The following is a 26,343-nucleotide window of genomic DNA, read 5'->3' on the forward strand; positions in this document are numbered from 1 at the left end:
ACCGGCGCACCTGATCCATCCGGTGCACCTGGCGCACCCGGTGCGTCCACAGTGATCACCCATGTGACGCATGAGTTGTCCACAGGGTTGTGCGGCGAACGTGTCCGTCCGGGCGTACGGTCGGAGACATGCGCATTGTCATCGCTGGAGGTCATGGTCAGATCGCGCTGCGGCTGGAGCGGCTGCTCTCCGCGCGCGGCGACGAGGTCGTGGGGCTCATCCGCCACGCCGAGCAGAGCGACGATCTGCGGGCGACGGGCGCCGAGCCGGCCCTGTGCGACCTGGAGTCGGCGTCGGTGGAGGACGTCGCGGCACACCTGCGCGGAGCGGACGCGGCCGTCTTCGCGGCGGGCGCGGGCCCGGGCAGCGGGGTGGACCGCAAGGAGACGGTGGACAAGGGCGCGGCCATCCTGTTCGCGGACGCCGCGGAGCTCGCGGGTGTACGGCGTCACGTGGTCGTCTCCTCGATGGGCGCCGACGCGGAACACCCCGGTGACGAGATCTTCGACGCGTATCTGCGGGCCAAGGGCGAGGCCGACGCGTACATCCGCGGCCGTAAGGGCCTGGACTGGACGATCCTGCGCCCCGGCAGCCTGATCGACGACGCCGGCACCGGCCTGGTACGGCTGGAGGCGTCCACGGGGCGCGGCATGATCCCCCGTGACGACGTCGCCGCGATCCTCGCCGAGCTGGTGGACACCTCGGCGACGGCCGGTCTGACCCTGGAGGCGATCGGAGGCTCGACACCGATCTCGGTGGCGGTGAAGTCGGTGGCCGGGAACTAGGGCTGCACCCCACCCTCGGCCCACATGCTGAGCACTGTTCGCGTACGCCGAGCGGTGCCGGCCGTGTGCGCCGTGCCGTCCGGTCCGTGTCACCGATGCCGTCCGACACGACCCGGCGGGCGCGGGGCACACTGATGACATGTCATCGCGTCGCAGACACTGCCCCGAGTGCCGCCGGGAGATCGCCGTCGTCGCGGGCCGGTTCGCTCGGCACGATCCGCCCGGCGGGCGGGAGAGCGGCGAGCTGGTCTCGTGCCCCGGTTCACGCCGTCAGGCCCAACTCGGCGCGGCCCAGCCCACCCTGGACGGTTACGCGGTCCCGGACTTCCCGGGCCAACTGCCGCTGTTCTGACGCGTCCTAGGGCCTCTGAGCACCCGGCGAAAGGTCGACGGGCCGGGCGCTCCGCCAGGGGCCCGGGCGCGGGTGTCCCGGGCGCATGCGAGAACCTCCGACCGCCGCTGCGTCATTCGAGCATCTGGACCAGCTCGCCCGTGCGCGCGACCTCGTTGGTGATGTCTTTCCGAGGGTGCCAACCGACGCGCACGCCATACGACTTCGAGTCGTCCGGCACGTTCCGCACGATGACCGGGAACGTGCACGCCGCCGCATCGTCGTAGGCACCCGTGCCGAGTGTGCCGGTCGCGACGACCAGGCCCTCGGAGTCGTAGACCGTGACGAGCGCACCCTTGTCGACGTCACTCCACGGCCCGTCACCGCTGCATGTCCCGGCCTGACCGGGTGCGCCCGCTATACGAATCCGCCCGACCAAGGTGAACGTCCCCGCTCCACCGTCACCGGCTCCGGACAGGGCCCACGCCGTCGCGACGGCCCCCGACCCGACGACGAGCCCGAGCACGGCCGCCACCGCCAAGGCGCCCCGCGCTCCGAGGACTCCGCGCTTCCGCCGGGGCTCGGACCCCTCAGGCCGGGCGGACGGCCGAACAGCTCCCGCACCGGACTCGGCGACCACCTCATCAGACATGACCGAAGCATGACAGCGACACGGGACGTTGTTCGGCACTCCCGTCACGGTCACGCAACGGCCCCGGAGGGACCGTTGGAAGCGGGGAGCAGCCCCTCGACCGGGCGGCGGGACGGGCCTCGACGGGGCGACTCGCCCCTGCCCTTCACCCCGACACGAAGAAACCCCCTCCGATCTACGTTTCCGCAGATCGGAGGGGGTTTACCTTCATGTGGCGGCGCGTGGATTCGAACCACGGAAGGCTAAGCCGGCAGATTTACAGTCTGCTCCCTTTGGCCGCTCGGGCACACCGCCAGGTTTGCTGCCTGAACCCCGCTTTTGGGCGGTGCTCCGTGGCAACGACGTAAACGATACCCGATGCCCGGGGGTGCTTCGCCACCCGATTGATCGAGCCTTGGAGGGAAGGGGGTGGCTAGGCTTATGCGGATGCGGCCGGGGCCTACGCCGGGCTCGACGGCCGCCCCCACGCACCCCGATACAAGGAGCCACAGGACATGGCCGACTCCAGTTTCGACATCGTCTCGAAGGTCGAGCGGCAGGAGGTCGACAACGCCCTCAACCAGACCGCCAAGGAGATCTCGCAGCGCTACGACTTCAAGAACGTCGGCGCCTCCATCTCCTGGTCCGGCGAGAAGATCCTCATGGAGGCGAACTCCGAGGAGCGCGTGAAGGCGATCCTCGACGTGTTCGAGACCAAGCTGATCAAGCGCGGCATCTCGCTGAAGGCGCTGGACGCCGGTGAGCCGCAGCTCTCCGGCAAGGAGTACAAGATCTTCTCGTCCATCGAGGAGGGCATCTCCCAGGACAACGCGAAGAAGGTCGCGAAGATCATTCGCGACGAGGGCCCCAAGGGCGTGAAGGCTCAGGTGCAGGGCGACGAGCTGCGTGTCAGCTCGAAGAGCCGTGACGACCTGCAGGCCGTCCAGGCCCTCCTCAAGGGCAAGGACTTCGACTTCGCGCTGCAGTACGTGAACTACCGGTAGGACGGACGGGAACGTCCCCTGCGAACCGGGGGCGCACCCGCGGTTCGGCGGGCGCGCCATGCGCCGGTGGCGTCACGAGAAGGGTGGGCACCCCCTGGGTGTCCACCCTTCTCGTCCTCCGGTCGCGGTCTCCGGCGGAACCCGCCGCGCGCTCAGTCGCGCGAGTTGCCGAAGAGGACCCGGTAGATGATCAGCAGCACGAGCGAACCGCCGATGGCGGCCGCCCAGGTGGCACCGTCGTAGAAGTGCTTGCTGATGGGGTGGTCCAGCCAGCGGGCCGATATCCAGCCGCCGATGAACGCGCCCGCGACACCGATGAGGGTCGTGCCGATGAACCCTCCCGGGTCGCGGCCCGGGAGCAGGAGCTTGGCCACGGCGCCTGCCAGCAGCCCCAGAATGATCCAGCTGATGATGCCCATGCCCTGAACCTGCCCCTCCGTGCCGCAGTCACGCTGTCCCGAACCTGTGAGTTCGGTCCGGCAGTGACGTGCTCGTCCTGTCCGTCCACGCTGCGGGTGACCTCTGCGTCCCGCCGGTGCCGTGTCGATGAACAAGACGTGGCCACGGCTCTTTTCGGTTGCAGAGATCAGTAGGGTGCGGCGCATGCCTCAGTCCAGCGCCGCGTTGCGCCGAACCCTCGGTCCGGGTGACGCCGTGGTCATCGGGCTCGGCTCGATGATCGGCGCCGGGATCTTCGCCGCACTCGGTCCGGCTGCGCGGGCGGCGGGCCCCGGGCTGCTGCTCGGTCTCGCGATCGCCGCCGTCGTCGCCTACTGCAACGCGATGTCCTCGGCCCGCCTCGCCGCCCTGTACCCCGCCTCGGGAGGCACGTACGTCTACGGGCGTGAGCGGCTCGGGGCCTTCTGGGGCTATCTGGCGGGCTGGTCGTTCGTCGTCGGCAAGACGGCCTCCTGTGCTGCCATGGCGTTGACGGTGGGCGCGTACGTCTGGCCGGCGCAGGCCCACGCGGTGGGGGTCGCGGCCGTGGTCGCACTGACCGCCGTGAACTACGGCGGCCTGCAGAAGTCGGCCTGGCTGACCCGGGTGATCGTGGCGGTGGTCCTGGGTGTCCTCGCTTCCGTGGTGGTCGGGTGTCTCGGCTCGGACGCCTCCGATGCCGGGCGGCTCGGCATCGGGTTGTCGTCCGGCCCGGGAGGCGTGCTCGAGGCGGCCGGTCTCCTGTTCTTCGCCTTCGCCGGGTACGCGCGGATCGCGACGCTCGGCGAGGAGGTGCGGGACCCGGGGCGCACCATTCCGCGCGCGATTCCGCTGGCCCTCGGCATCACTCTCGCGGTGTACGCGGCGGTCTCGGTCGCTGTCCTTTCCGTGCTCGGGCCGGGCGGGCTGGGGCGCGCGGAGGCGCCGCTCGTGGACGCCGTACGGGCGGCGGGGCTGTCCGGGCTCGTGCCGGTCGTGCGGGTGGGCGCCGCGGTGGCCGCGCTCGGCTCACTTCTCGCGCTGATCCTCGGCGTCTCGCGGACCACGCTGGCCATGGCTCGTGACCGTCATCTGCCCGGTGCTCTGGCCGCCGTGCATCCACGCTTCCAGGTCCCGCACCGGGCGGAACTGGCCGTGGGCGCGGTCGTCGCCGTGCTCGCGGCGACCGTGGACGTACGCGGGGCGATCGGCTTCTCCTCCTTCGGTGTCCTGGCCTACTACGCGGTCGCCAACGCGTCTGCCTGGACGGTGAGTTCGGCTCTCGTGTCGCGGGTCGTGCCGGTGCTGGGTCTCGTGGGGTGCCTGACGCTGGCGGTCGCCCTGCCCGTGGTGTCGGTGGTGGTGGGCGCGGGTGTGCTGGCGGTCGGGGCGGCTGTCTACGGCGTACGTCGGTGGGCGGCCTCGCTCTCGCGCTGATCGACGCGGGCGCCGGGCGACTGCGCCTGCTTCGAGGTCGGGCTCGGCCCGAGGACGCGGTCGGCCGCCGGTGGCGTCGTCCCCGCTCCGTCGAGCGTGGTGTGCGGTACGGAGCCGTGGGTCAGGGCGTCCCGGCTGTTGTCGTGCGCTGTGAGAAGGCGGTCCAGGGCTGGAGGTCCCCTCCGTCGTTGGACTCCTCGTACCAACCCGTGCCGTCGAGCCATGTGCGGAGCCAGGTCGCGAGGTCCGGTGCGTCCACGTACCAGGCGTGGTCCGCCTCGTCGGCGTTCGGCTCGTACAGCAGGACGGCCCCGTCGGGGTCCTGGCAGTCCACGCACGCGTACATGCCGCAGCCCCAGTGGGATATCGGCAGCACGCCCTCGGGCCAGGGCCACTCGGGGTCCTTGCGGCCGCTCTGCCGACTGGCCAGGTACTGCGGGACGACGGCCGGCTCACCCGACGGCGGGCCTTCCAGGAGGGGCAACAGGCCGTATTCCGGGCCGAATCCGCCGTCCCCTATCCGCAGGTAGAGCGAGGCGAGCAGTGCGGGCAGCGGGAAGCCCAGGACGGCCTCGGCACGGGCGACCTCGGCCGTGTCCACGGGCTCGGGGAGCGAAGGCCAGCCCCAGGGACGGGTGTTGCGGGCCTCCGTGGCGACCCGTGCCAGCAACTGCTCGATTTCGGTCATGGGTTCATCATGCAGCGCGCCGCTGACAATCGGGCAGCCTGTGGACAACCCTCAATCGAGACGGACATCGACCCCTTTTTCCCCCAGGAACGCGAGCAGTTCCTCGAAGGCCGGCGGGCGGTGATCGGTGGGCGGGATGCGGCCGAAGTCGGTGTGCGGGGTGGCGCCGAGACGGCTGCGGGCGACGGCCGACGCGTGCCAGACGAGGGTGAAGGGCCGTTCTGCGCCCCACCCTCCGCGCAGGCAGGCGCCGAGCGTGTCCAGGCTCCGGCCGAAGTAGCCGCCGGGGCCGTTGACCGCTTCGCCGAGCGCGCAGTGGAAGCCGGGGTGGTCGGTCATGTGGCGGCCGTCGAGGTGGAAGGTGGTTCCGGCGGGTGCGGACGGGGCGTCGCGGGGGTGGTGGTGACGGGCCGTGTCGAGCCAGCAGGAGCGGGCTTCCGGGCCGTAGCGGGCCCAGAGGCCGGGGGCGGACGGACGCCCCTCCCACCACAGGTCCCAGACCTCGGCGGCTCCGGGCGGCGGGCGCTCCGACCAGGGGTCCAGGGCGAGGTCGACCAGGCCCCGGCCGCGCGCCGACGGGATCCAGGCCGTCACCTCCCCCTCGACGGCCTGCTGGACCGTGCTGCCGTGGAGGTCGAGGCGCAGCAACTGGCCGTGGCCCAGGTCCTCGTCCCCGGCGTCCAGAGCGACGCGGAGGGCGCCGCCCGGCGAGCAGCCGAGCAGTCGTATCGGCGCTTCCGCCGGCTCGGGACCGAGGCGGATGTGAGCGAGGTCCCGGCACGTTCCCCAGGGCTCCTCCTCGGCGCCGAGGAGGAGGTAGCCGGGTGAGAGGGGCGGCCGTCGGGGGCTCTCCGTGGCGTTCTCCGCGGACTCGGACGCCTCGACGGTGATGTCGACCAAAGACGGATCGTCGGCGCGGGGGCGGTCGCCGAGAACGCGGACGTCCTCCAGGCACCAGGTCCAGGAGTCGGCACGCTCGCCCGTTCGGTCGAGGCTCTCCAGGCGGAGGGTGCCGAGCGGGGCGGTACGGCGCGCACGCGCGTGGGGGAGGGCTTTCCTCAGGTCGCCCTGGGGTGCGCATCCCAGCAGTTCGTACGTCCGGCGGGAGGGCGGGGGCGGGGCGCCGAAGAGGCCCTCGGCGTCGGCGCACAGCGCCCAGGGCTCGCCCGGAGCCTCCGTGCCGCACGGTGCGGCCTCGGCCTCGTACGGCACCAGCCGGTACTTCGGCGGCTCCTCCCCCGTGGTCATGCGCTAGCGCGCCGCGAACGGCTCGTCCGTGCGCACGATCTCGCGGCCCAGGGGGAACAGCGAGACCGGGATGAGCTTGAAGTTGGCGATGCCGAACGGGATGCCGATGATCGTGAGACACATGGCGATGCCCGTCACGATGTGGGTCAGGGCCAGCCACCAGCCGGCGAGGACCAGCCACAGGACGTTGCCCACGCAGGACGGGGCGCCCGCGTCATGGCGCTCCACCGTCGTATAGCCGAACGGCCACAACGCGTAGATGCCGATGCGGAAGGCGGCAATGCCGAACGGGATGCCGATGATGGTGATGCAGAGGATGACGCCCGCGGCCAGGTACCCGAGGAACAGCCAGAAGCCGCTCAGGATCAGCCAGATGACGTTCAGAATCGTTCTCATTGCTGTCGACCTGCCATCTGCTCGAGCCGGGCGATGCGCTCCGCCATCGGCGGATGCGTCGAGAACATCTTGGACATTCCCTGTCCCGGGCGGAATGGGTTCGCGATCATCATGTGGCTCGCGGTCTCGATGCGCGGCTCGGGAGGCAGGGGCAGCTGCTTGGTGCCGGCGTCGAGCTTGCGCAGCGCGCTCGCGAGGGCGAGGGGGTCGCCGGTGAGCTGGGCGCCGGACGCGTCCGCCTCGTACTCCCTGGAGCGGCTGATGGCGAGCTGGATGAGGGAGGCGGCGAGCGGTCCCAGAATCATGACCAGGAGCATGCCGAGGATGCCGGGGCCGTCGTCGTCGTTGGAGCGGCCGATCGGGATCAGCCAGGCGAAATTGACGAGGAACATGATCACGGAGGCGAGAGCACCGGCCACGGACGAGATCAGGATGTCGCGGTTGTAGACGTGACTGAGCTCGTGGCCGATGACGCCGCGCAGCTCGCGCTCGTCCAGGATCCGCAGGATCCCCTCGGTGCAGCACACGGCCGCGTTGCGCGGGTTGCGGCCCGTCGCGAAGGCGTTCGGCGCTTCCGTCGGCGAGATGTACAGCCGCGGCATGGGCTGGCGGGCCTGCGTGGAGAGGTCGCGGACCATGCGGTACAGGGCGGGGGCCTCGAACTCGCTCACCGGGCGTGCCCGCATCGCGCGCAGGGCCAGCTTGTCGCTGTTCCAGTAGGCGTACGCGTTCGTCCCGAGCGCGATGACCAGCGCGACGATCAGGCCGGTCCGCCCGAAGAAGCTGCCGATGACGATGATGAGTGCGGACAGTCCCCCGAGGAGTACGGCTGTCCTGAGCCCGTTGTGCCGGCGGTGCACGGTACGCCCTCCAAGTGGTGCGGCAGGGGAACCCTTTGCTTGCTTACTGCTCTGCTTCCACTCTTCAGTGGACCCTCCCGTACTGGTCAACGCCAGACGGGAGGGTCTAGTTCCCTTGTGCGCGCGGCCCGGCGGGTGGGCCGTGCGGGTGATCCGGGCGGTGCTCCACGCGCGCGTGGAGCGTGCGGAGGGGCCGGGAACGGGGTCGGATCGGGCCGGGAGCGGCGTCCGGTCGGGGCGGTCGGACCGCCGGTCTCCGGTTCTAGAAGAGGCCCGTCTCCGAGAAGCGCAGGATCAGCTGGGGCGCACCGGAAAGGGCGACGCCCAGTACGGCCGTCAGAGCGATCGCGGCCGTCAGCGGGGCGGGGACGCGGTGGGTGCCCGCCTCGCCCTCGGGGGCGCGGAAGAGGAGCGTCGTCCACTGGAGGTAGTAGAAGAGGGCGATCACCACGTTGACGGCCATGACGACGGCCAGCCAGCCGAGCCCGGCGTCGACGACCGCCGAGAAGACGGTCACCTTGGCGAAGAGGCCGATGATGCCCGGCGGCAGACCGGCGAGGCAGAGCAGGAAGAAGCCGAGCACCAGCGCGGAGAGCGGGTTCCTCGCGTAGAGGCCGCGGTAGTCGCTGATGCGGTTGAGCGGGCTCGTACGGGCCACCAGGGCGGCGACGGCGAAGGCGCCGAGGTTCACGGCGGCGTACATGAGGGCGTAGGCCACCGTGGAGCCGATGGCCTTCTGCGCGTCCTTGGAGTAGGCGGCGGACGCGATCGGCACCAGGAGGTAGCCGGCCTGTCCGACGGAGGACCAGGCGAGCAGCCGGACCGCGCTGTACGCGCGCGTGGAGCGCTGCCGCAGGGCGCCGACGTTGCCGACCGTCATGGTGAGGGCGGCGAGTGCGGCCAGCGCCGGGCCCCAGACGTCGGCGTACGACGGGAACGCGATGACGGTGACGAGGATCAGCCCGGAGAAGCCGACCGCCTTGCCGACGACGGACAGGTAGGCGGCGATCGGCAGCGGCGCCCCCACGTAGGTGTCGGGCACCCAGAAGTGGAAGGGCACCGCGGCCGTCTTGAAGGCGAAGCCGACGAGGGTGAGGACGACGCCCGTCTGGGCGAGGGTGTGGAACTGCCCGTCGACGTGCTGGATCCGGTCGGCGATCCGGGTGAGGTGGAGGGTGCCCGTCGTGGCGTAGACGAAGCTGACGCCCATCAGGCTGACCGCGGTCGCGGTGACCGACGACAGGAAGAACTTCAGGGCCGCTTCCGAGGACTTCCTGTCACCCCGCCGGATGCCGACGAGGGCGAAGGCGGGCAGGGAGGCGACCTCCAGGGCGACGATGAGAGTGGCGAGGTCGCGGGAGGCGGGGAGCAGGGCGGCGCCCGCGGCCGAGGAGAGCAGCAGGAACCAGTACTCCCCTTCGGGGAGTTCCTTGTCGGCGTCCTTGAGGGCGGTGACCGAGAGCAGGGCCGCGAGGAGCGCGCCGCCGAGGACCAGGAGCTGGACGACCAGGGTGAAGCGGTCCGCGACGTAGCTGCAGGCGTCCGCGTCACCGGTCAGGCAGAACGTGGCCCGGTCCCCGTCGAGGAGGGGCAGCAGCAGCAGCGCGGACGCGGCGAGGCCCGCCACCGAGACCCAGCCCAGTACGGCCTTGCGGGCTTCACCGATGACGAGGTCGGCGACGAGCACGACGAGTCCGACGACCGCCGCGAGGGTGGGCGGCGCGATGGCGAGCCAGTCGACGGACTGGACCAGGGAACTCATCGGGTGCCTCCTGCGAGGAGCTGCTGTACGGCCGGGTCGGTCAGGCCGAGGAGGGCCCGGGGCCACAGGCCGGCGACGACGGTGAGGGCGACGAGCGGCGTCCAGGCGGCGAACTCGTAGGTCTGCACGTCGGCGAGTTTCGGCGCCTCCTGGGAGACCGGGCCCATACAGACGCGGCGCACCACGACGAGCATGTACGCGGCGGTGAGCAGGGTGCCGAACGCGGCGATCGCCATGAACGTCAGATAGGCGGGCCTGCTGAGGGCCTCGGCGGGCTTGAACGCGCCGAACAGCGCCAGCATCTCGCCCCAGAATCCGGCGAGGCCTGGCAGCCCGAGCGAGGCGACGGCGGCGAACGCGAGCAGGCCGCCGAGGCGCGGGGCCTTGCCGTACAGCGCGGCGCCGGTCCGGTCGGCGAGGGTGTCGAGGTCGGTGGTGCCCGTGCGGTCCTTCAGCGCCCCGACCAGGAAGAAGAGGAGGCCGGTGATGAGGCCGTGGGCGATGTTGGCGAACAGCGCGCCGTTCACGCCGGTCGGCGTCATGGTCGAGATGCCGAGCAGGACGAAGCCCATGTGGCCGACGGAGGAGTAGGCGATGAGCCGCTTGAGGTCGCCCTTCGCACCCTGCTTGGCGAGGGCCAGACAGGCCAGCGAACCGTAGATGATCCCGACCACGGCGAGCGCGGCGAGGTAGGGGGCGAAGGTGCGGAAGCCGTCCGGGGTGATGGGCAGCAGGATCCGCACGAACCCGTACGTGCCCATCTTCAGCATGACGCCGGCCAGCAGGACCGAGCCGACGGTCGGCGCGGCGGTGTGGGCGTCCGGCAGCCAGCTGTGCAGCGGCCACATCGGCGTCTTGACCGCGAGCCCGATCCCGATCGCCAGAACGGCGATGACCTGCACGGATGTGCTCAGCGACCGGCCGTTGTCAGTGGCGAGTGCCACCATGTCGAATGTGCCCGCCCTGATTCCGATCAGGAGCAGGCCGAGCAGCATGACGACCGAGCCGAGCAGGGTGTAGAGGATGAACTTCCAGGCCGCGGCCTGACGTTGGGCACCTCCCCACCGTGCGATGAGGAAGTACATCGGGATGAGCACCATCTCGAACGCGAGGAAGAACAGCAGCAGGTCGAGGACGGCGAAGGTCGCGAGGGTGCCGGCCTCGAGGACGAGCAGCAGCGCGACGAATGCCTTCGGGGTCGGGCCCGCGGGCATCTTGAAGTAGGAGTACAGCGCGCAGAGGAAGGTCAGCAGCGCGGTCAGCACCAGAAGGGGGAGGGAGATGCCGTCGATGCCGAGGTGGATCCGCACGTCGAGTGCGGGGATCCAGCTGATGTCCGTCGTGGCCTGCATCTTCGACGGGTGGTCGTGGTCGAAGCCGAGCGCGAGGACGATCGCGGCGATGAGGACGACACCGGTGACGACGACGCCGTGCCGCAGCACCGCCTGCTCGGGCGACTTCCCCTTCAGTCCGGGCGGGGCCGGCAGCAGGGCCGCGGCGGCCCCGATGAGCGGCCCGACGACGATCAACGCGAGAAGAAGCTGCATCACGGACTCACTGATATCGATCACGCCTGCTCACGCTCCCGTGGCGACGAGGACGGCGGCGACCACCAGGACGACGGTGCCGGCGAGCAGCGCGCTCACATAGGTCTGCACGTTGCCGGTCTGCGCCCGCCGTACGGCGGCGCCGAGCCAGCGGGGTAGGGCGCCCGCGCCGCGTACGTACGTGTCGACGACCTCGCGGTCGAGGAACCGGACGAGCTGGGCTCCGGCCTGGACCGGGCGGACGAACAGCGCGTGGTACACGGCGTCGAGGTGGAAGCCGACGGCCGCGTGGCGGTGCAGCGGGCCGAGCAGCAGCCTGCCCGGGTCCGCGGGGTCGGGCACGTAGGCCACGTCTCCGAACGCGGGTTCGTGGCTGGCGATGGCCTCGGCCTCGACCAGTCCGGCATCGGCGTCGGGGTGGGCCGCGACCGCACCCAGCGGGACGCGGAGCGCCATCGCGGTGGTGTGCCGCCAGGCCCCGTAGGTGATGACCACGCCGACCAGGGCGAGGCCGGTGCCGAGCACCGAGGTGGTGAGCACGGGCGTCAGGTCGCGGCCGTCGAACCAGTCGGGGAGCGGCCCGTAGGTGAGGCCGAAGGCGAGCGAGGGCACGGCGAGCACCCACAGGACGGCGGTCATGGTGACCGGCTGCCTGCCGTGGTCGGGGGCCTCGGTTCCCTGTCCGTGGAAGGCGAGGAGCCACAGCCGGGTCGCGTAGGCGGCGGTGAGGACGGCGGTGACCATGCCGGTGATCAGGACGATCCAGCCCGCGGCGCCGGGAGCGTGCTCGGTGTGGCCGGTGGCGACGTGCTCGGCGGCGCCGAGGACGGCCTCCTTGGAGAAGAAGCCGCTGAAGGGCGGGATGGCGGCGAGCGCGAGGAGGGCCACGGTCATCGTCCAGTACGCGTCGGGCACGCGGTTCCGCAGGCCCTTCATCCGGGACATGACGGCGAGCGAGTTGGTGCCGGAGGCGTGGATGACGACACCGGCGGCGAGGAACAGCAGTGCCTTGAAGGCGCCGTGCGCGAGGAGGTGGAAGACGGCGGCACCGCGGTCGCCGACGGCGAGGGCGCCGGCCATGTAGCCGAGCTGGCCGATCGTCGAGTAGGCGAGGACCCGCTTGATGTCGTCCTGGGCGAGCGCGGCGAGGCCGGACCCGGCCATCGTGACGCCGGCCATGACGGCGAGGACGACCATCGCGGCCGAGGAGGCCTGGAAGACGGGAAGGAGCCGGGCGACGAAGTAGATGCCGGCGGCGACCATCGTCGCGGCGTGGATCAGCGCGGAGACGGGGGTGGGGCCCGCCATCGCGTCGGGCAGCCAGGTGTGCAGCGGGAACAGCGCCGACTTGCCCGCGACGCCGGCGAGGAGGAGCAGTGCGACCAGCGTCGGGTGGTGCAGTCCGCCGCTCGCGACGGTGCCGAGGACCGAGGTGATGCGGAAGGAGCCGGCGTCGGTGGCCAGCGCGAACAGGCCGATGAGGAAGGGGACGTCGCCGAGTTTGGTGACCAGGAAGGCCTTGAGGGAGGCGGCGCGGGCCTCCGGGGTCTCCCAGTAGTGGCCGACGAGGAAGTACGAGCAGATGCCCATGATCTCCCAGCCGACCAGGAGCACCATCAGGTCGCCGGAGTAGACGACGAGCAGCATCGCGGAGGTGAAGAGGGAGACGAGAGCGGCGTACGAGGGGTAGCGCGGGTCGTCGCGCAGGTAGCCCGTCGAGTAGATCTGCACGCAGGTGGCGACGACGCCGACGAGGACGGCGACGAGGGCGGCGAAGCCGTCGATGTGCAGGGCCAGCTCGATGGGGACGGAGCCGGTCGGGGTGAGTTCGGTGTGCGCGTCGATGGCCTGCCCGCCGCCCTGGCGGACGGCGACGGTCACGGCGAGGACGAGTGACGCGAGCGGGGGCAGGACGGCGAGCGGCCGGACGAATCCGGGCGACGTGCGGCCCAGGAGGAGACCGGCGGCGGCGCCCAGGAACGGCAGGAGGGGGACGAGGACGGCGAGGGTGGTCGTGGTCACGCGGTGGCCTCAGCCTTCTCGGCCACGGGGGCGTCGCTGTCGGGGTCGTCGGGGCCGTGGCCCTCGGCGGTGTCGCGGAGCTTGTCGATGTCCGAGGTGCCGCGGTTGCGGTACACGGACAGGACGATCGCGAGGCCGATGCCGATCTCGGCGGCGGCGATGGCGATGGTGAACAGGGTGAGGGCCTGGCCGGAGTGCAGGGTGTCTCGGGCCGCCTTGGACAACCACACGTCGAAGGCGACGAGGTTCAGGTTGACGGCGTTGAGCATGAGCTCGACCGACATGAGGACCAGGATCGCGTTGCGCCGCGCGAGGACTCCGTACAGACCGGTGCCGAACAGGAGGGCTGCCAGCACGGCGGGATAGGCGAGGTGCATCAGCGGGCCCCCTGCTTGTCTTCGTGTTCCGTGCCGTTGCGGCCGCCCGGGACACGCGGGCCGGCCGTCGCGCCCGTGCCCGTGCCGGCGTTCGCCTCCGTCTTCGCCTTGCGGGAGAGCACGATCGCGCCGACCAGGGCGGCGAGGAGGAGGACGGAGAGGGCTTCGAAGGGGAGGACCCAGTTCTGGAAGAGGCTCGCGCCGGTGACCTCGGTGGAGCCGGCGGCGGGACCGTTCAGGTCGACCCAGGTCGTGCGGAAGGCGTCGACGACGACCCAGACGAGGGCGCCGGTCGCGGCGACGGCGACGGTGAGGGCCGCCCAGCGGTTGCCCGAGTCGGCGTCCGGGGAGCGCCCGATGGGGGCCTTGGTGAGCATCAGGCCGAAGAGGAGGAGGACGACGACGGAACCGACGTAGATGAGGACCTGCACCCAGGCGATGAACTCGGCCGTCAGCAGCAGGTACTCGACGGCCAGACCGCCGAGCGCCACGACCAGCCAGAGGGCGGCGTGCACCAGCTGCTTGGTGGTGACGGAGACGAGCGCGGCGCCGAAGGTGACCAGGCCGACGAGGACGAAGGCGATCTCGACACCCGTCGGGGACAGGAAGCCGTGATGTCCGGCGGCGACGGTGGTGGTCGCGCGGGCCGCCACCGTGGCGGTGGCTGCTGCGAAGGTCACGACTGGCCCTCCTGAGGACCGGAGGGCGGTGCGGCCGGGGGCTCAGGTCGTCCGGGCGGGGCGGTCGGCTCACCGGGAGCGGCCGCCTGACCGCCCTCGGCGGGATCGGCCTGAGCAGGGTCGCCCTGCGCGGGATCGGCCTGCGCTGCCCCCGCCTCCGTCTGTGCCGCCTTCGTCCCTGCTGCCTTCGTCTCTGCTGCCTTCGCCTGCGCCGCCTCTGCTTCCGCTGCCTCCGCGCGCGCCGCTTGTTCGGCGGCGAGTTTGTCGGCGGTCTTGCGGGCGGCGGCGATCTCCTTGGGTTCCTCGGCGGCGGGGTCGAGGGCCGGCGGGGCCGGGACGGTCCACATCCACTCGCGGAGCTTGTCGCGTTCGTGGGTGAGTTCGTGGATGTCGGTCTCCGCGTACTCGAACTCCGGGGACCAGAACAGCGCGTCGAAAGGACAGACCTCGATGCAGATACCGCAGTACATGCACAGGGAGAAGTCGATGGCGAAGCGGTCGAGGACGTTGCGGCTGCGCTCGCGGCCACCGGGGGCGGCGGGCGGCACCGTCTCCTTGTGGGAGTCGATGTAGATGCACCAGTCCGGGCACTCGCGGGCGCACAGCATGCAGACCGTGCAGTTCTCCTCGAAAAGGCCGATGACACCGCGGGTGCGGGGCGGGAGTTCGGGCTGGGCGTCGGGGTACTGCGCGGTGACGGTCTTCTTCGTCATCGTGCGGAGGGTGACGGCCAGACCCTTGGCGAGGCCGGAGCCGGGGACAGGAGCCATGGTTACGCGATCACCACCTTGACGATGCCGGTGAGGGCGATCTGGGCGAGGGAGAGGGGGACGAGGACGGTCCAGGAGAGTTTCTGGAGCTGGTCCTCGCGCAGGCGGGGGTAGGTGACGCGGAGCCAGATGACGACGAAGGCGAGGATCGCGGTCTTCAGCAGCGTCCACACCCAGCCGAGGCCGTCGGCACCCCAGGGACCGTGCCAGCCGCCCAGGAAGAGGACGGTGGTCAGCCCGCACAGGACGACGATTCCGGCGTACTCGGCGAGCAGGAACAGGGCGAAGCGCAGTCCGGTGTACTCGGTGTACGCGCCGAAGATGATCTCGGAGTCGGCGACGGGCATGTCGAAGGGGGGCCGCTGGAGTTCGGCGAGGCCGGCGACGAAGAACACGATCGCGCCGACGATCTGCCAGGGCAGCCACCACCAGTGGAAGGCGTCCACGATCCCCGGCAGCGACACCGTGCCGGCGGCCATCGCGACCGAGGCGGCCGTCAGGAGCATGGGGAGTTCGTAGGCGAGGAGTTGCGCGGCGGTGCGCAGGCCCCCGAGGAGGGAGAACTTGTTCGCGGAGGCCCAGCCCGCCATGAGCGAGCCGAGGACACCCACGCCCATCACGGCGAGGACGAAGAAGATGCCCGCGTCGACGACCTCGCCGACCGCGCCCTCACCGGGGCCGATGGGGATCGCGAGGAGGACCAGGAGGTACGGGAGGAGGGCCACGGCGGGCGCGAGCTGGAAGACCCGGCGGTCCGCCTCCGCCGGGACGATGTCCTCCTTCTGCGCGAACTTGACTCCGTCCGCGACGAGTTGGGCCCAGCCGTGGAACCCACCCGCGTACATCGGGCCGAGGCGGCCCTGCATGTGGGCCATCACCTTGTGCTCGGTCTGACCGACGATCAGGGGAAACGTCAGGAACACGACGAAGACGACGATCAGGCGGAGGGCGACGTCGAGAGCGTCGTTCACTGCGGTCCTCCTGAGGAATCGTCGTCGGGGCTTCGGGTGGGCGCGGCCTCGGGGGCTGGTCCGGGGGCCGGTTCAGGGGCGGGTTCGGGCTCGCGGTCCGACTCAGAGTCCCGGTCGGACCCAGAGTCCCGGTCGGACCCAGAGTCCCGGCCCGACTGAGAGTCGCGGTCCGACCCAGAGGTCCGGTCGGGGTCCAAGGCCGCTCCGGACTTCGGACCACGCGCCTGATCAGTACCGGAGCCGGACTCGGCATCAGGCTCGGCCCCGGGCGCCGGGTCGGCCTTCGGCCCAGACTGGGCGCCGGGCTCAGGCTCGGGCTTCGGCCCAGCATCGGACGCGGGCTCGGGCTCGGGCTCGGCCTTCGGCCCAGCATCGGACGCGGGCCCGGGCTCGGGCCTCGGCCCAGCATCGGACGCAGGCTCAGGCCCGGACGCAGGCCCGGGCTCGAGCTCCGCCCCCGGCTGCCCCGCCGTCTTCGGCCCCTGCTTCGGCCCCTGCTTCGGCTTCGCGTCCTCGAACGCGGGCTTCGGCTGGTGCCAGGGGGCGTCGGCTGCCGGGGTCGTGTGAACCTCCGGAGGGGTCGGCTCGGCCTGAGGTGTGTCCCCGGACGGAGTGCTCGGACCGGAAGCCGGCTCCCCGGCATCCGTGGCCCCCGCCTCCGTCGGCGTCACCGTCTCGGCCGCCCGTTGGCTCGCCGATCCCTGCCCCGCGCCGCGCGTGCGGCGGGCCGGCCGGGCCGGGCGGGCCGTCTCGGTTCCGGAGGCGGCACCCTCACCGGCTGAGGCCGTACCTGCGGCTGCGGGAGCGGCACCCTCGGGAGCCTCGCCCGCGACCGCGCCTGTGGCCGCCGCCTGCGGGCCGGCGCCCGCTGCGGAACCCGGAGCTGTCTGGCCGGCCGAGCCCTCGGCCGCCGTGCGGGTCCGGCGGACCGGACGGTCACCCGCCGCGCGGGCCGCGCCGCGGGCGGGGCGGGACGGTGCCGGGGGGAGCTGGCCCTTGAGCGGGCCCCACTCGTTGGGGTCGGGGACGCCGGGCGGGAGCATCTGGCGGCGCTTCGGGCCGCCGTGCTCGGACTCGCCCGGTTCCTTCGCGCCGGGCCACGCCTTGGCGACGCGGGCGGCCAGGACGAAGTCCTTGCGGAGGGGGTGGCCCTCGAAGCCCTCCGGCAGCAGCAGCGGGTCGAGGCCGGGGTGGCCCTCGAAGTCCACGCCGAACATCTCGTGGGTCTCGCGCTCGTGCCAGCCGGCGCCCGCGTAGACGGAGACGGCCGACGGGAGGACCGGACCGGTGTGCGGGACGGTCGTCCGGACGAGGAGGCGGCGGACCGGGGACAGGGCCACGACGTGGGCGCTGACGCGGAAGCCGGTGCCGGGTTCGTCGACGGCGCTCAGCCAGTCGAAGTAGGTGCAGCCGAGGGTGTCACGGGCCGTTTCGAGGGCCGCGATCCAGGCGGTGGGCGGTACGTCGACGGTGAGGACCTCGTAGGACTCCTCGGCCGTGGCGTCGGGGCCGAAGAGTTCCTCGGCGGGGGCGGGGAGCCAGCCGACGGTCATCGGTCCTCCTCGCCCGAACGGGGAGCGGGATCCGGAGCGGGGGCGGGATCGGGAGCATCGGTCGCGGCCGGTGACGCCTCGGGGGCCGGTGAGGAGGTACGGCCCTCCTCCGCCTCGGGCGGCTGCGGCGCCGCGCTCGCGGGGACGGGCGGCTTCACCAGGCCGCTCTGCAGGGCGGCGGTGGACGGCCGGGCCGTGCCGTACCGCTCCCCCAGCGACTCCCGGGCGATCTTCTCCTGGAGCTTGAGGATGCCCTGGAGCAGCGCCTCGGGGCGGGGCGGGCACCCGGGGACGTACACGTCGACGGGGATGATCTGGTCGACGCCCTTGGTGACGGAGTAGGAGTCCCAGTAGGGGCCGCCGCAGTTGGAGCAGGCGCCGAAGGAGATGACGTACTTCGGCTCGGGCATCTGCTCGTACAGGCGCTTGACGGCGGGGGCCATCTTGTCGGTGACCGTGCCGGACACCACCATCAGGTCCGCCTGGCGGGGGCCGGGCGCGAAGGGGATGACGCCGAGCCGGATGAAGTCGTGGCGGGCCATCGACGCGGCGATGAACTCGATCGCGCAGCAGGCGAGGCCGAAGTTGAAGACCCAGAGCGAGTAGCGGCGGCCCCAGTTGAGGACCACCTTCATCGGCTCGGGGGCGAGCCGGGCGAGCGCGCCGAGCCGCTTGGGCTCGGGCAGCAGGACCGGCTCCGGGGCGGAGGGGGTCACGTCCATGTGAGGACGCCCTTCTTGTATGCGTACAGCAGGCCCACGGCGAGGAAGCCGAGGAAGATGAACATCTCGACGAGCGTGGCGGCGCCGTAGCCGGGAGCGGCGAAGACCGTGGCCCAGGGGAACAGGAAGATCGAGTCGACGGCGAAGATGACGTAGAGGAACGCGTACACGTAGTAGCGGACCTGGGTGTGGGCCCAGCCCTCGCCGACGGGGTCGACGCCGCACTCGTACGTCAGGAGTTTCTCGGGGGTGGGGACCACGGGCCGCAGCAGGCGGCCGGCCCCGAACGCGACGGCGACGAAGAGCACGCCGACGACGGCGAGCAGTCCGACGACCGAGTACGACTGGAAGTAGTCCGCCGCGACGACGGACCCGGTCGCCGTGACAACGGTCGGTTCCGGCACGTCAGCCCCTCACTCCCTGACCTCGTTGCGCCCCGCCGTGCGCCGTCGCGCAGTCGGTGATGCGCCGTGTTCGACGATCTGTACGGACGGGAGTCTAGGGCCTGCTAAAGAGAGCGTAAGCAGCCCGTCACGCCTCGACCATCCCCCGACCACCGGGCACGCGTTCACGTCTCACGGTGTGAACGGCTCCCCACCGGCATCGCGCGTCCTGCCCCGCCGTCACCCCTGAGGGTGGGGTTATCCCCAGTGCATCGCGGCGGCCCACCTCATGGCGCGGCGGCGCGCCGCCGGGCAGGCTAGCGGATATGACCGAACGCATCACGCCCACCGGTCCGTCGGACGGACCGTCCGACGGCGACCGGCTGCCTCCAGCGCGCTTCGCCCTGGACCGGCAGACCTGGAAGGAGATCGCGCATCTCCTGCTGAATCTGCCGGCCTCGCTCGTCGGCTTCGTGTACGTGGTGACGATGCTGGCCACCGGCGCCGGGCTGGCGGCGACGGTGATCGGACTGCCGCTGCTCGCGGGCGGGCTGCGCGGCTCACGGCAGCTGGGCAAGGCGGAGCGGGCGCGGGCACGGCGGCTGCTGGGGCTGCGGATCGACGAGCCGAGCCCGCTGCCGGTGCGGCGGACCGGTCTCTTCGGCTGGCTGTGGTCGAGCCTGAAGGACCCGGTGGCCTGGCGGGCCACGCTCTACGACTTCATACGGCTGCCCTGGGGCATCGCCACCTTCACCATCACGCTGGTGTCGCTGTTCGTACTGTGGCCGGTGCTGCCGTTCCTGGCGCGGGGGCTGACGAACGTGGACCGGGCGCTGGTGCGCGGACTGCTGTCGCCCGACGACGCGCTGGAGAAGCGGATCGCCGAGCTGGAGTCCGACCGCGGGGTGGTGGTGGACGCGGCGGCCGCCGATCTGCGGCGCATCGAACGCGATCTGCACGACGGGGCGCAGGCCCGGCTCGTGGCGCTGGCGATGGGGCTCGGTCTGGCCAAGGAGAAGCTGCTGGAGGATCCCGACGCGGCGGCGGTGATGGTCGACGAGGCGCACGGCGAGGTGAAACTCGCCCTGCAGGAGCTGCGCGATCTGGCCCGGGGTATCCACCCGGCGGTCCTCACCGACCGGGGTCTGGACGCGGCCCTGTCCTCCGTGGCCTCGCGCTGCACGGTGCCGGTGAAGGTGACGGCCGACCTGGAGGCGCGGCCGGCCGCGGCCATCGAGGGCATCGCCTACTTCACCGTCTCCGAGCTGCTGCAGAACGTCAGCAAGCACAGCGGTGCGCGCTCGGCGTCCGTCGACGTCTGGCGGTCGGACGACCGTCTGCTCATCCAGGTCAGCGACGACGGCCACGGCGGCGCGGGCCTCGACGGCGGTACGGGCATGGCGGGGCTCGCCGACCGGCTGGGTGCGGTGGACGGCCTGTTCGTCGTCGACTCGCCGGAGGGCGGCCCGACGGTCGTCACGGCCGAACTCCCGTGGCGGGCACGCGAGGACGGGCCCGCACGGTAACGAGCGGGCGGCGGCACGCACGCGCCCCGGGCCGAAGGCCGCACGGTGGACCACCGTGCGGCCTTCGGCGTCCGGCGGGTGCGGGAGGGGCGGCCGTACGTCCCGTGTACGGGAGGGACGGCCGCAGGGCCCGTGTACGGGAGAGACGGCCGCAGGGCCGGTGCGGGGGGCCGGCGCAGGGCCGGTGCTGAAGGGCCCGGTGCTGAAGGGCCCGGTGCGGGAGGGGCCGGTGCGGGAGGGCCCGGCGCAAGTCCGGTACCCGAGAGGCGGTCGCAGGTCCGGTACCCGCGAGGCGGGCGTAGGTCCGGTACCCGCGAGGCGGGCGTAGGTCCGGTACCCGAGGGGCGGTCGTAGGTCCGGTACCCGAGGGGCGGGCGGCCGTAGGTAGGGAAAACCCCCGGGCCGAGACGCCGACCCGCTCCATGGTCCGCGGGCCGCGCGGACAGCAGAGTAGGGGTACGAGCCGACGCGCGGAACGAGTCGAGGCGCAGGACGCGACGAGAGAAACGGACGGACCGATGGCCACGGAGTACGGAAACGGATACGGGCACCGGAGCGGGCCCGGATTCGACGGGGCGGGCGCCGGCGAGCGGCGACACCGTCTTCCGGCCCCGCTCCGGGCACCGATCGAGGCCCGGAGCTGGCGGGAGTTCGGCTACGTGATGCTGGGCCTGCCGCTCGGCATCCTCATGTTCACGTTCGCCGTCACCATGGTGTCGCTGGGCGCGGGCCTGCTCATCACCTTCCTGGGCGTCCCGGTGCTCGCCGCCGCGCTGGCCGGCTGCCGCGGCTTCGGCTCGCTGGAGCGGGCGCGGGCACGCGGGCTGCTGGATGTCGAGGTGGCCGACCCCGAGCCGCTGCGGGTGCGCAAGCAGGGCCCGATGGCGTGGATGGGCGCGGTGCTCAGGAGCGGTGCCTCGTGGCGGCACCTGCTGTACGCGGTGGTCCAGTTCCCGTGGGCGGTGTTCTCCTTCACGGTGGCGCTGAGCTTCTGGGTGTACGGGTGGGCGCTGCTGACGTATCCGCTGTGGTTCTGGGTCTTCCCGATGTACGCGGGCCAGGGCGGCCTCCAGCTGTACGGCGACGGAACGCACTCCGTGTACCTGGACAACCCGTTCGAGATCACGATGACCGCGCTGCTCGGGCTGCTGTTCACGATGGCGACCCCGTGGATCGTGCGGGCGTTGACGAGCGTGGACCGGCTGATGGTGCGCGGGCTGCTCGGCCCGTCGCGGCTGGCGACCCGTGTGGTGGAGCTGGAGTCCGACCGGGGCGCGGTCGTCGACACCGCGGCGGCCGACCTGCGGCGCATCGAGCGCGATCTGCACGACGGGGCGCAGGCCCGGCTCGTCGCGCTGGCGATGGACCTGGGGCTCGCCAAGGAGAAGCTGACCGAGGACCCGGAGGCCGCCGCGCGGATGGTGGGCGAGGCGCACGGTGAGGTGAAGACGGCCCTCCAGGAGCTGCGGGACCTCGCGCGCGGCATCCACCCGGCGGTGCTGACCGACCGGGGGCTCGACGCCGCGCTGTCCTCCGTGGCCTCGCGGTGCACGGTGCCGGTGCGGGTGGAGGTCGACCTGCCGTCCAGGCCGATGCCCGCCATCGAGGGCATCGCCTACTTCACCGTCTCCGAACTGCTCCAGAACATCAGCAAGCACTCCCGGGCGACCCGGGCGAGCGTGGACGTGTGGCGGGTCGAGAACCGGCTGATGCTCCAGGTCGTGGACAACGGGGTGGGCGGCGCCGACGCCTCCTCGGGTTCGGGCCTCGCGGGACTCGCGGAACGGCTCGACGCGGTCGACGGGATCCTCGTCGTGGACTCGCCGGTGGCCGGCCCGACGCGGATCACGGCGGAACTGCCCTGGCGGGGCTGAACCACCCTGCGGGCCGCCGCCCCACCACGGGGCGGTCACGGCCCGGCGGGACCGACCGACCGGGCGGGGCCGCCAGGCCCCGCCACACCCGCGCGTCCGCTCCGGCACCACCGGACGGGCGCGCGGCACAGCCGTCCGGAACCGCCGGCCGGTCTGCTGCATCACCCTCCATCCCCCTCCGGAACGACACCTCCACAGACCCCTGGCGTATTCACGCCGCCCGGGCGCGCCCCGATCGGAATGCTGGAATGCTGGGGGCTGTCGTACGAGCGCTGTCGTACGAGCGGGGACGAACCCGGCGGGTCCGGGGACGGCCCGGGGCGGGCTCTGGGGGGCCGAAGAATCGTGGAGGACAGGGTGCGGGTCGTCATCGCCGAGGATTCAGTGCTGCTCAGGGAGGGCCTGACCCGGTTGCTGACCGACCGGGGGCACGACGTGGTGGCGGGGGTCGGGGACGGCGAGGCGCTGATCAAGACCATGGCGGAGTTCGCGGCGCAGGGCGCGCTGCCGGACGTGGTGGTCGCCGACGTACGGATGCCGCCGACGCACACCGACGAGGGCGTGCGGGCGGCCGTGCAGCTGCGCAAGGCGCATCCCGGACTCGGTGTGCTCGTGTTGTCACAGTACGTGGAGGAGCGGTACGCCACCGAACTGTTGGCCGGTTCCAGTCGTGGCGTCGGTTATCTGCTCAAGGACCGGGTCGCCGAGGTGCGCGAGTTCGTGGACGCCGTGGTGCGGGTGGCCCAGGGGGGTACCGCACTCGACCCGGAGGTCGTGGCGCAGTTGCTCGGCCGCAGCCGCAAGCAGGACGTGCTGGCCGGACTGACGCCGCGGGAGCGGGAAGTGCTGGGGCTCATGGCCGAGGGCCGGACCAACTCCGCCGTCGCGCGCCAGCTGGTGGTGAGCGACGGGGCGGTCGAGAAGCACGTCAGCAACATCTTCCTGAAGCTCGGCCTGTCCCCGAGCGACGGGGACCACCGGCGTGTTCTGGCCGTTCTGACCTATCTGAACTCCTGACCATCTGACACTGTGTCAGTTGTCGGACAGAACCAGGAGGCAGACCGGGAGCGTCGTTCGGGGAGAGAACCGAGGGCGGGGAAATCATGACAAGTCAGGGCGTCAGGCCGTCTCAAAATGGTGTCCATCATGCGAATGGCCGAAGGAAGGCGACCCTTACGGACGTAGGGTTGAAAAGGGAAGGGTCTACGGCAGGACCCCTCCCGGACAGCCGCCTCAAAGGAGGTCCAGTTCAGTGACGAGCCAGGTCAGTAGCCCAGCGGAGCAGGCCGACGAAGCCCTCGTGGGAGAACAGCGCAAACCGGTGGGGACGAAGGACGTCCGCCGGCTCGACCGGGTCATCATCCGGTTCGCGGGGGACTCCGGTGACGGGATGCAGCTCACCGGTGACCGTTTCACTTCGGAGACGGCCTCGTTCGGCAACGACCTCTCGACGCTGCCGAACTTCCCGGCCGAGATCCGCGCGCCCGCAGGAACCCTGCCGGGCGTTTCTTCTTTTCAACTGCACTTCGCCGACCACGACATCCTCACCCCGGGTGACGCGCCGAATGTGCTGGTGGCGATGAATCCGGCGGCGTTGAAGGCGAACATGGCGGATGTGCCGCGGGGTGCGGAGATCATCGTGAACACGGACGAGTTCACGAAGCGGGCGATGCAGAAGGTCGGGTATGCGACCAGTCCGCTGGAGGACGGTTCGCTGGATGGTTACAGCGTTCATCCGGTGCCGTTGACGACGATGACGGTGGAGGCGCTGAAGGAGTTCGACCTCTCGCGCAAGGAGGCCGAGCGGAGCAAGAACATGTTCGCGCTGGGACTGTTGTCGTGGATGTACAACCGGCCGACGGAGGGTACGGAGAAGTTCCTGGCGACGAAGTTCGCGAAGAAGCCTCAGATCGCGGCGGCGAACCTGGCGGCGTTCAGGGCTGGTTGGAACTTCGGGGAGACGACGGAGGATTTCGCGGTCTCCTACGAGGTGGCTCCGGCGGCGCAGACGTTCCCGACGGGTACGTACCGCAACATCTCGGGGAATCTGGCGCTGTCGTACGGTCTGGTCGCGGCGTCGCGGCAGGCGGATCTGCCCCTTTATCTGGGTTCGTATCCGATCACTCCGGCGTCGGACATCCTGCATGAGCTGAGCCGGCACAAGAACTTCGGTGTGCGCACGTTCCAGGCGGAGGACGAGATCGCGGGGATCGGGGCGGCGTTGGGGGCCGCGTTCGGTGGTTCGCTGGCGGTCACGACGACGTCGGGGCCGGGTGTGGCGCTGAAGTCGGAGACCATCGGGCTCGCCGTCTCGCTCGAACTGCCGCTGCTGGTCATCGACATCCAGCGCGGTGGCCCGTCCACGGGTCTGCCGACCAAGACGGAGCAGGCCGACCTGTTGCAGGCGATGTACGGCCGCAACGGCGAGGCCCCGGTCCCGATCGTCGCGCCCATGACGCCGGCCGACTGCTTCGACGCGGCGATGGAGGCCGCGCGGATCGCCCTGGCCTACCGGACGCCCGTACTGCTCCTCTCGGACGGCTACCTCGCCAATGGCAGCGAGCCGTGGCGGGTCCCCGAGGTGGACGAACTCCCGGACCTGCGCGTCCAGTTCGCCCAGGGTCCGAACCACACCCTGGACGACGGCACCGAGGTGTTCTGGCCGTACAAGCGCGACCCGCAGACACTGGCCCGTCCCTGGGCGGTCCCGGGGACGCCGGGGCTCGAGCACCGGATCGGCGGGATCGAGAAGCAGGACGGCAGCGGGAACATCTCCTACGACCCCGCGAACCACGAGTTCATGGTCCGCACCCGGCAGGCCAAGATCGACGGGATCGACGTCCCCGACCTCGACGTCGACGACCCCACCGCGGGGACCGACGAGGCCGCCGACACCCTTGTCCTGGGCTGGGGCTCCACCTACGGGCCCATCACCGCTGCCGTGCGCCGACTGCGTGCCGCGGGCGTTCCCATCGCGCAGGCCCATCTGCGCCACCTCAACCCCTTCCCGCACAACCTGGGCGAGGTGCTGGGGCGTTACGACAAGGTGGTGATCCCGGAGATGAACCTCGGGCAGCTCGCCACCCTGATCCGGGCCAAGTACCTGGTGGACGCCCACTCGTACAACCAGGTCAACGGCATGCCGTTCAAGGCTGAGCAGCTCGCCACCGCGCTCAAGGAGGCCATCGATGGCTGAGACGTCCACGGAAGGCACGGGCACGATCGAGGCGCTTTCACTCGTCCCCAAGGCCGAGGCCAGACAGTCCATGAAGGACTTCAAGTCCGATCAGGAAGTGCGCTGGTGTCCGGGCTGTGGTGACTACGCGGTCCTGGCGGCCGTGCAGGGTTTCATGCCGGAGCTGGGGCTGGCGAAGGAGAACATCGTCTTCGTCTCCGGGATCGGCTGCTCCTCGCGGTTCCCGTACTACATGAACACCTACGGGATGCACTCGATCCACGGGCGTGCCCCCGCGATCGCCACCGGACTGGCCTCCTCGCGGCGGGATTTGTCCGTGTGGGTCGTCACCGGTGACGGCGACGCGCTGTCCATCGGCGGCAACCACCTCATCCACGCCCTGCGCCGCAACGTGAACCTGAAGATCCTGCTGTTCAACAACCGGATCTACGGCCTGACCAAGGGCCAGTACTCGCCGACCTCCGAGGTCGGGAAGATCACCAAGTCGACACCGATGGGCTCGCTCGACGCCCCGTTCAACCCGGTGTCCCTGGCGATCGGCGCGGAGGCCTCGTTCGTGGCCCGCACGGTCGACTCCGACCGCAAGCACCTCACCGACGTCCTGCGCCAGGCCGCCGCCCACCCGGGCACCGCGCTGGTGGAGATCTACCAGAACTGCAACATCTTCAACGACGGCGCCTTCGAGGTCCTCAAGGACAAACAACAGGCCGAGGAAGCCGTCATCCGCCTCGAACACGGCCGGCCCATCACCTTCGGCACCGACCACTCCAAGGGCGTCGTCCGCGACCCCGCCACCGGCGACCTGAAGGTCGTGGCGGTCACGGACGACAACCGGGCGCAGATCCTCGTCCACGACGCCCACTCCCCCAGCCCCACCACCGCGTTCGCGCTGTCGCGCCTCGCCGACCCGGACACCCTGCACCACACCCCCATCGGTGTGCTCCGCAGCGTCGAACGGCCGGTCTACGACACGCAGATGGCGGACCAGTTGGACGCGGCCATCGAGCAGAACGGCAAGGGAGACCTCGCGGCACTGCTCGCCGGCGGCGACACGTGGACGGTCGTGGGCTGAGGCCCCCGGCCGGACCGCGGCTCGGCCGATTCCTTCGGCCGGGCCGCGCGCGGTTCGCGGTTCGCTGCGCGCGGTTGGCCGTTCGCCGTTC

General features: G+C 71.4%; 25 protein-coding genes and 1 tRNA gene. 9 read left to right on the forward strand and 17 right to left on the reverse strand.

All coding sequences use genetic code 11. The features are described 5' to 3' along the window. The first annotated feature begins 128 nt into the window (after positions 1 to 128). Together OG406_RS17485 and OG406_RS17490 are read left to right on the forward strand one after the other, a co-directional pair. Positions 129 to 785, forward strand: a complete 657-nt coding sequence (locus tag OG406_RS17485) for an SDR family oxidoreductase (RefSeq protein WP_329186553.1) — start codon at positions 129 to 131, stop codon at positions 783 to 785. A 139-nt stretch (positions 786 to 924) separates the two neighbouring features. Beyond that, a complete protein-coding gene (locus tag OG406_RS17490; protein WP_081218853.1) occupies positions 925 to 1,137 on the forward strand; it encodes a hypothetical protein in 213 nt (70 codons plus the stop codon). A 112-nt stretch (positions 1,138 to 1,249) separates the two neighbouring features. Here the strand turns inward: OG406_RS17490 and OG406_RS17495 are convergent, their stop codons facing one another. Next, positions 1,250 to 1,768, reverse strand: coding sequence for a hypothetical protein (locus tag OG406_RS17495; protein WP_329186555.1), 519 nt, complete (start codon positions 1,766 to 1,768; stop codon positions 1,250 to 1,252). 212 nt (positions 1,769 to 1,980) lie between these two features. Continuing rightward, positions 1,981 to 2,062: transfer RNA gene (locus tag OG406_RS17500), tRNA-Tyr, on the reverse strand. 200 nt (positions 2,063 to 2,262) lie between these two features. On the opposite strand from OG406_RS17500, the gene OG406_RS17505 reads away from it, so the two are divergent. Then, a complete protein-coding gene (locus OG406_RS17505; protein WP_081218834.1) occupies positions 2,263 to 2,751 on the forward strand; it encodes a YajQ family cyclic di-GMP-binding protein in 489 nt (162 codons plus the stop codon). Between the two features lie 152 nt (positions 2,752 to 2,903). Here the strand turns inward: OG406_RS17505 and OG406_RS17510 are convergent, their stop codons facing one another. Then, entirely contained in the window at positions 2,904 to 3,170 is a 267-nt protein-coding gene (locus tag OG406_RS17510) for a GlsB/YeaQ/YmgE family stress response membrane protein (RefSeq protein WP_081218833.1), read from the reverse strand. A 184-nt stretch (positions 3,171 to 3,354) separates the two neighbouring features. Here OG406_RS17510 and OG406_RS17515 point away from each other — a divergent pair, with 184 nt between their 5' ends. Further along, positions 3,355 to 4,605 (forward strand): APC family permease, encoded by a 1,251-nt coding sequence (locus tag OG406_RS17515; RefSeq protein ID WP_329186558.1) that lies wholly within the window; start codon positions 3,355 to 3,357, stop codon positions 4,603 to 4,605. 121 nt (positions 4,606 to 4,726) lie between these two features. Here the strand turns inward: OG406_RS17515 and OG406_RS17520 are convergent, their stop codons facing one another. The 14 genes from OG406_RS17520 to OG406_RS17585 form a co-directional block, all read right to left on the reverse strand. After that, complete coding sequence (locus OG406_RS17520) at positions 4,727 to 5,293, reverse strand: SMI1/KNR4 family protein (RefSeq protein WP_164373179.1); 567 nt, start codon at positions 5,291 to 5,293, stop codon at positions 4,727 to 4,729. Between the two features lie 51 nt (positions 5,294 to 5,344). Then, positions 5,345 to 6,541 carry a barstar family protein gene (locus OG406_RS17525; protein ID WP_329186560.1) on the reverse strand — a complete coding sequence of 399 codons (1,197 nt, stop codon included), beginning with the start codon at positions 6,539 to 6,541 and terminating at the stop codon, positions 5,345 to 5,347. A 3-nt stretch (positions 6,542 to 6,544) separates the two neighbouring features. Beyond that, positions 6,545 to 6,937: a YccF domain-containing protein gene (locus OG406_RS17530; RefSeq protein ID WP_081218829.1), complete on the reverse strand. Its 393-nt coding sequence runs from the start codon at positions 6,935 to 6,937 to the stop codon at positions 6,545 to 6,547. Further along, complete coding sequence (gene htpX, locus OG406_RS17535; RefSeq protein ID WP_081218828.1) at positions 6,934 to 7,797, reverse strand: zinc metalloprotease HtpX; 864 nt, start codon at positions 7,795 to 7,797, stop codon at positions 6,934 to 6,936. Before htpX ends, OG406_RS17530 begins: the two co-directional genes overlap by 4 nt. Positions 7,798 to 8,059: 262 nt before the next feature. Continuing rightward, a complete protein-coding gene (locus tag OG406_RS17540; protein ID WP_329186562.1) occupies positions 8,060 to 9,559 on the reverse strand; it encodes an NADH-quinone oxidoreductase subunit N in 1,500 nt (499 codons plus the stop codon). Continuing rightward, complete coding sequence (locus OG406_RS17545; protein ID WP_329186563.1) at positions 9,556 to 11,130, reverse strand: complex I subunit 4 family protein; 1,575 nt, start codon at positions 11,128 to 11,130, stop codon at positions 9,556 to 9,558. The genes OG406_RS17540 and OG406_RS17545 overlap by 4 nt, the downstream gene beginning before the upstream one ends. A gap of 6 nt (positions 11,131 to 11,136) precedes the next feature. Then, positions 11,137 to 13,128: an NADH-quinone oxidoreductase subunit 5 family protein gene (locus tag OG406_RS17550; protein ID WP_164373194.1), complete on the reverse strand. Its 1,992-nt coding sequence runs from the start codon at positions 13,126 to 13,128 to the stop codon at positions 11,137 to 11,139. Beyond that, positions 13,125 to 13,505, reverse strand: coding sequence for an NADH-quinone oxidoreductase subunit NuoK (nuoK, locus tag OG406_RS17555; protein ID WP_164373195.1), 381 nt, complete (start codon positions 13,503 to 13,505; stop codon positions 13,125 to 13,127). The genes OG406_RS17550 and nuoK overlap by 4 nt, the downstream gene beginning before the upstream one ends. Further along, entirely contained in the window at positions 13,505 to 14,185 is a 681-nt protein-coding gene (locus OG406_RS17560) for an NADH-quinone oxidoreductase subunit J family protein (protein ID WP_404125616.1), read from the reverse strand. Before OG406_RS17560 ends, nuoK begins: the two co-directional genes overlap by 1 nt. Further along, entirely contained in the window at positions 14,182 to 14,955 is a 774-nt protein-coding gene (locus tag OG406_RS17565) for a NuoI/complex I 23 kDa subunit family protein (protein ID WP_329186566.1), read from the reverse strand. Before OG406_RS17565 ends, OG406_RS17560 begins: the two co-directional genes overlap by 4 nt. A gap of 2 nt (positions 14,956 to 14,957) precedes the next feature. Then, positions 14,958 to 15,926: a complex I subunit 1/NuoH family protein gene (locus OG406_RS17570; RefSeq protein ID WP_329186567.1), complete on the reverse strand. Its 969-nt coding sequence runs from the start codon at positions 15,924 to 15,926 to the stop codon at positions 14,958 to 14,960. Continuing rightward, positions 15,923 to 17,479 (reverse strand): NADH-quinone oxidoreductase subunit C, encoded by a 1,557-nt coding sequence (locus OG406_RS17575; RefSeq protein ID WP_329186569.1) that lies wholly within the window; start codon positions 17,477 to 17,479, stop codon positions 15,923 to 15,925. Before OG406_RS17575 ends, OG406_RS17570 begins: the two co-directional genes overlap by 4 nt. Then, positions 17,476 to 18,201 (reverse strand): NADH-quinone oxidoreductase subunit B, encoded by a 726-nt coding sequence (locus OG406_RS17580; protein ID WP_239154680.1) that lies wholly within the window; start codon positions 18,199 to 18,201, stop codon positions 17,476 to 17,478. The genes OG406_RS17575 and OG406_RS17580 overlap by 4 nt, the downstream gene beginning before the upstream one ends. Continuing rightward, positions 18,192 to 18,605 carry an NADH-quinone oxidoreductase subunit A gene (locus OG406_RS17585; RefSeq protein WP_081218818.1) on the reverse strand — a complete coding sequence of 138 codons (414 nt, stop codon included), beginning with the start codon at positions 18,603 to 18,605 and terminating at the stop codon, positions 18,192 to 18,194. The genes OG406_RS17580 and OG406_RS17585 overlap by 10 nt, the downstream gene beginning before the upstream one ends. A gap of 305 nt (positions 18,606 to 18,910) precedes the next feature. Between OG406_RS17585 and OG406_RS17590 the strand changes: the two genes are divergently transcribed. From OG406_RS17590 to OG406_RS17610, 5 genes are all read left to right on the forward strand, one after another. Continuing rightward, positions 18,911 to 20,110: a sensor histidine kinase gene (locus OG406_RS17590; protein ID WP_329186570.1), complete on the forward strand. Its 1,200-nt coding sequence runs from the start codon at positions 18,911 to 18,913 to the stop codon at positions 20,108 to 20,110. Positions 20,111 to 20,628: 518 nt separating this feature from the next. Beyond that, entirely contained in the window at positions 20,629 to 21,984 is a 1,356-nt protein-coding gene (locus OG406_RS17595) for a sensor histidine kinase (protein ID WP_266847487.1), read from the forward strand. 357 nt (positions 21,985 to 22,341) lie between these two features. Continuing rightward, the gene (locus OG406_RS17600) at positions 22,342 to 23,001 is read left to right on the forward strand and encodes a response regulator transcription factor (RefSeq protein ID WP_277625246.1); all 660 of its coding nucleotides are present in this window, start codon (positions 22,342 to 22,344) and stop codon (positions 22,999 to 23,001) included. Positions 23,002 to 23,236: 235 nt separating this feature from the next. Beyond that, positions 23,237 to 25,180: a 2-oxoacid:acceptor oxidoreductase subunit alpha gene (locus tag OG406_RS17605; RefSeq protein WP_329186572.1), complete on the forward strand. Its 1,944-nt coding sequence runs from the start codon at positions 23,237 to 23,239 to the stop codon at positions 25,178 to 25,180. Beyond that, the gene (locus tag OG406_RS17610; protein WP_329186574.1) at positions 25,173 to 26,252 is read left to right on the forward strand and encodes a 2-oxoacid:ferredoxin oxidoreductase subunit beta; all 1,080 of its coding nucleotides are present in this window, start codon (positions 25,173 to 25,175) and stop codon (positions 26,250 to 26,252) included. Before OG406_RS17605 ends, OG406_RS17610 begins: the two co-directional genes overlap by 8 nt. The last annotated feature ends 91 nt before the right edge of the window (positions 26,253 to 26,343 follow it).

This window comes from Streptomyces sp. NBC_01428 (assembly GCF_036231965.1).
Taxonomy (GTDB): Bacteria; Actinomycetota; Actinomycetes; order Streptomycetales; family Streptomycetaceae; genus Streptomyces.

What these genes read in the sequence shown, in the direction of transcription:
- OG406_RS17490 (WP_081218853.1), top strand. Translation starts at nt 925, where the DNA reads ATGTCATCGCGTCGCAGACACTGCCCCGAGTGCCGCCGGGAGATCGCC.
- OG406_RS17530 (WP_081218829.1), bottom strand. Translation starts at nt 6,937, where the DNA reads ATGAGAACGATTCTGAACGTCATCTGGCTGATCCTGAGCGGCTTCTGG.
- OG406_RS17525 (WP_329186560.1), bottom strand. Translation starts at nt 6,541, where the DNA reads ATGACCACGGGGGAGGAGCCGCCGAAGTACCGGCTGGTGCCGTACGAG.
- OG406_RS17515 (WP_329186558.1), top strand. Translation starts at nt 3,355, where the DNA reads ATGCCTCAGTCCAGCGCCGCGTTGCGCCGAACCCTCGGTCCGGGTGAC.
- OG406_RS17595 (WP_266847487.1), top strand. Translation starts at nt 20,629, where the DNA reads ATGGCCACGGAGTACGGAAACGGATACGGGCACCGGAGCGGGCCCGGA.
- OG406_RS17505 (WP_081218834.1), top strand. Translation starts at nt 2,263, where the DNA reads ATGGCCGACTCCAGTTTCGACATCGTCTCGAAGGTCGAGCGGCAGGAG.
- OG406_RS17510 (WP_081218833.1), bottom strand. Translation starts at nt 3,170, where the DNA reads ATGGGCATCATCAGCTGGATCATTCTGGGGCTGCTGGCAGGCGCCGTG.
- OG406_RS17495 (WP_329186555.1), bottom strand. Translation starts at nt 1,768, where the DNA reads ATGTCTGATGAGGTGGTCGCCGAGTCCGGTGCGGGAGCTGTTCGGCCG.
- OG406_RS17590 (WP_329186570.1), top strand. Translation starts at nt 18,911, where the DNA reads ATGACCGAACGCATCACGCCCACCGGTCCGTCGGACGGACCGTCCGAC.
- OG406_RS17610 (WP_329186574.1), top strand. Translation starts at nt 25,173, where the DNA reads ATGGCTGAGACGTCCACGGAAGGCACGGGCACGATCGAGGCGCTTTCA.
- OG406_RS17575 (WP_329186569.1), bottom strand. Translation starts at nt 17,479, where the DNA reads ATGACCGTCGGCTGGCTCCCCGCCCCCGCCGAGGAACTCTTCGGCCCC.
- OG406_RS17540 (WP_329186562.1), bottom strand. Translation starts at nt 9,559, where the DNA reads ATGAGTTCCCTGGTCCAGTCCGTCGACTGGCTCGCCATCGCGCCGCCC.
- OG406_RS17520 (WP_164373179.1), bottom strand. Translation starts at nt 5,293, where the DNA reads ATGACCGAAATCGAGCAGTTGCTGGCACGGGTCGCCACGGAGGCCCGC.
- nuoK (WP_164373195.1), bottom strand. Translation starts at nt 13,505, where the DNA reads ATGCACCTCGCCTATCCCGCCGTGCTGGCAGCCCTCCTGTTCGGCACC.
- OG406_RS17565 (WP_329186566.1), bottom strand. Translation starts at nt 14,955, where the DNA reads ATGGCTCCTGTCCCCGGCTCCGGCCTCGCCAAGGGTCTGGCCGTCACC.
- OG406_RS17580 (WP_239154680.1), bottom strand. Translation starts at nt 18,201, where the DNA reads ATGGACGTGACCCCCTCCGCCCCGGAGCCGGTCCTGCTGCCCGAGCCC.
- OG406_RS17485 (WP_329186553.1), top strand. Translation starts at nt 129, where the DNA reads ATGCGCATTGTCATCGCTGGAGGTCATGGTCAGATCGCGCTGCGGCTG.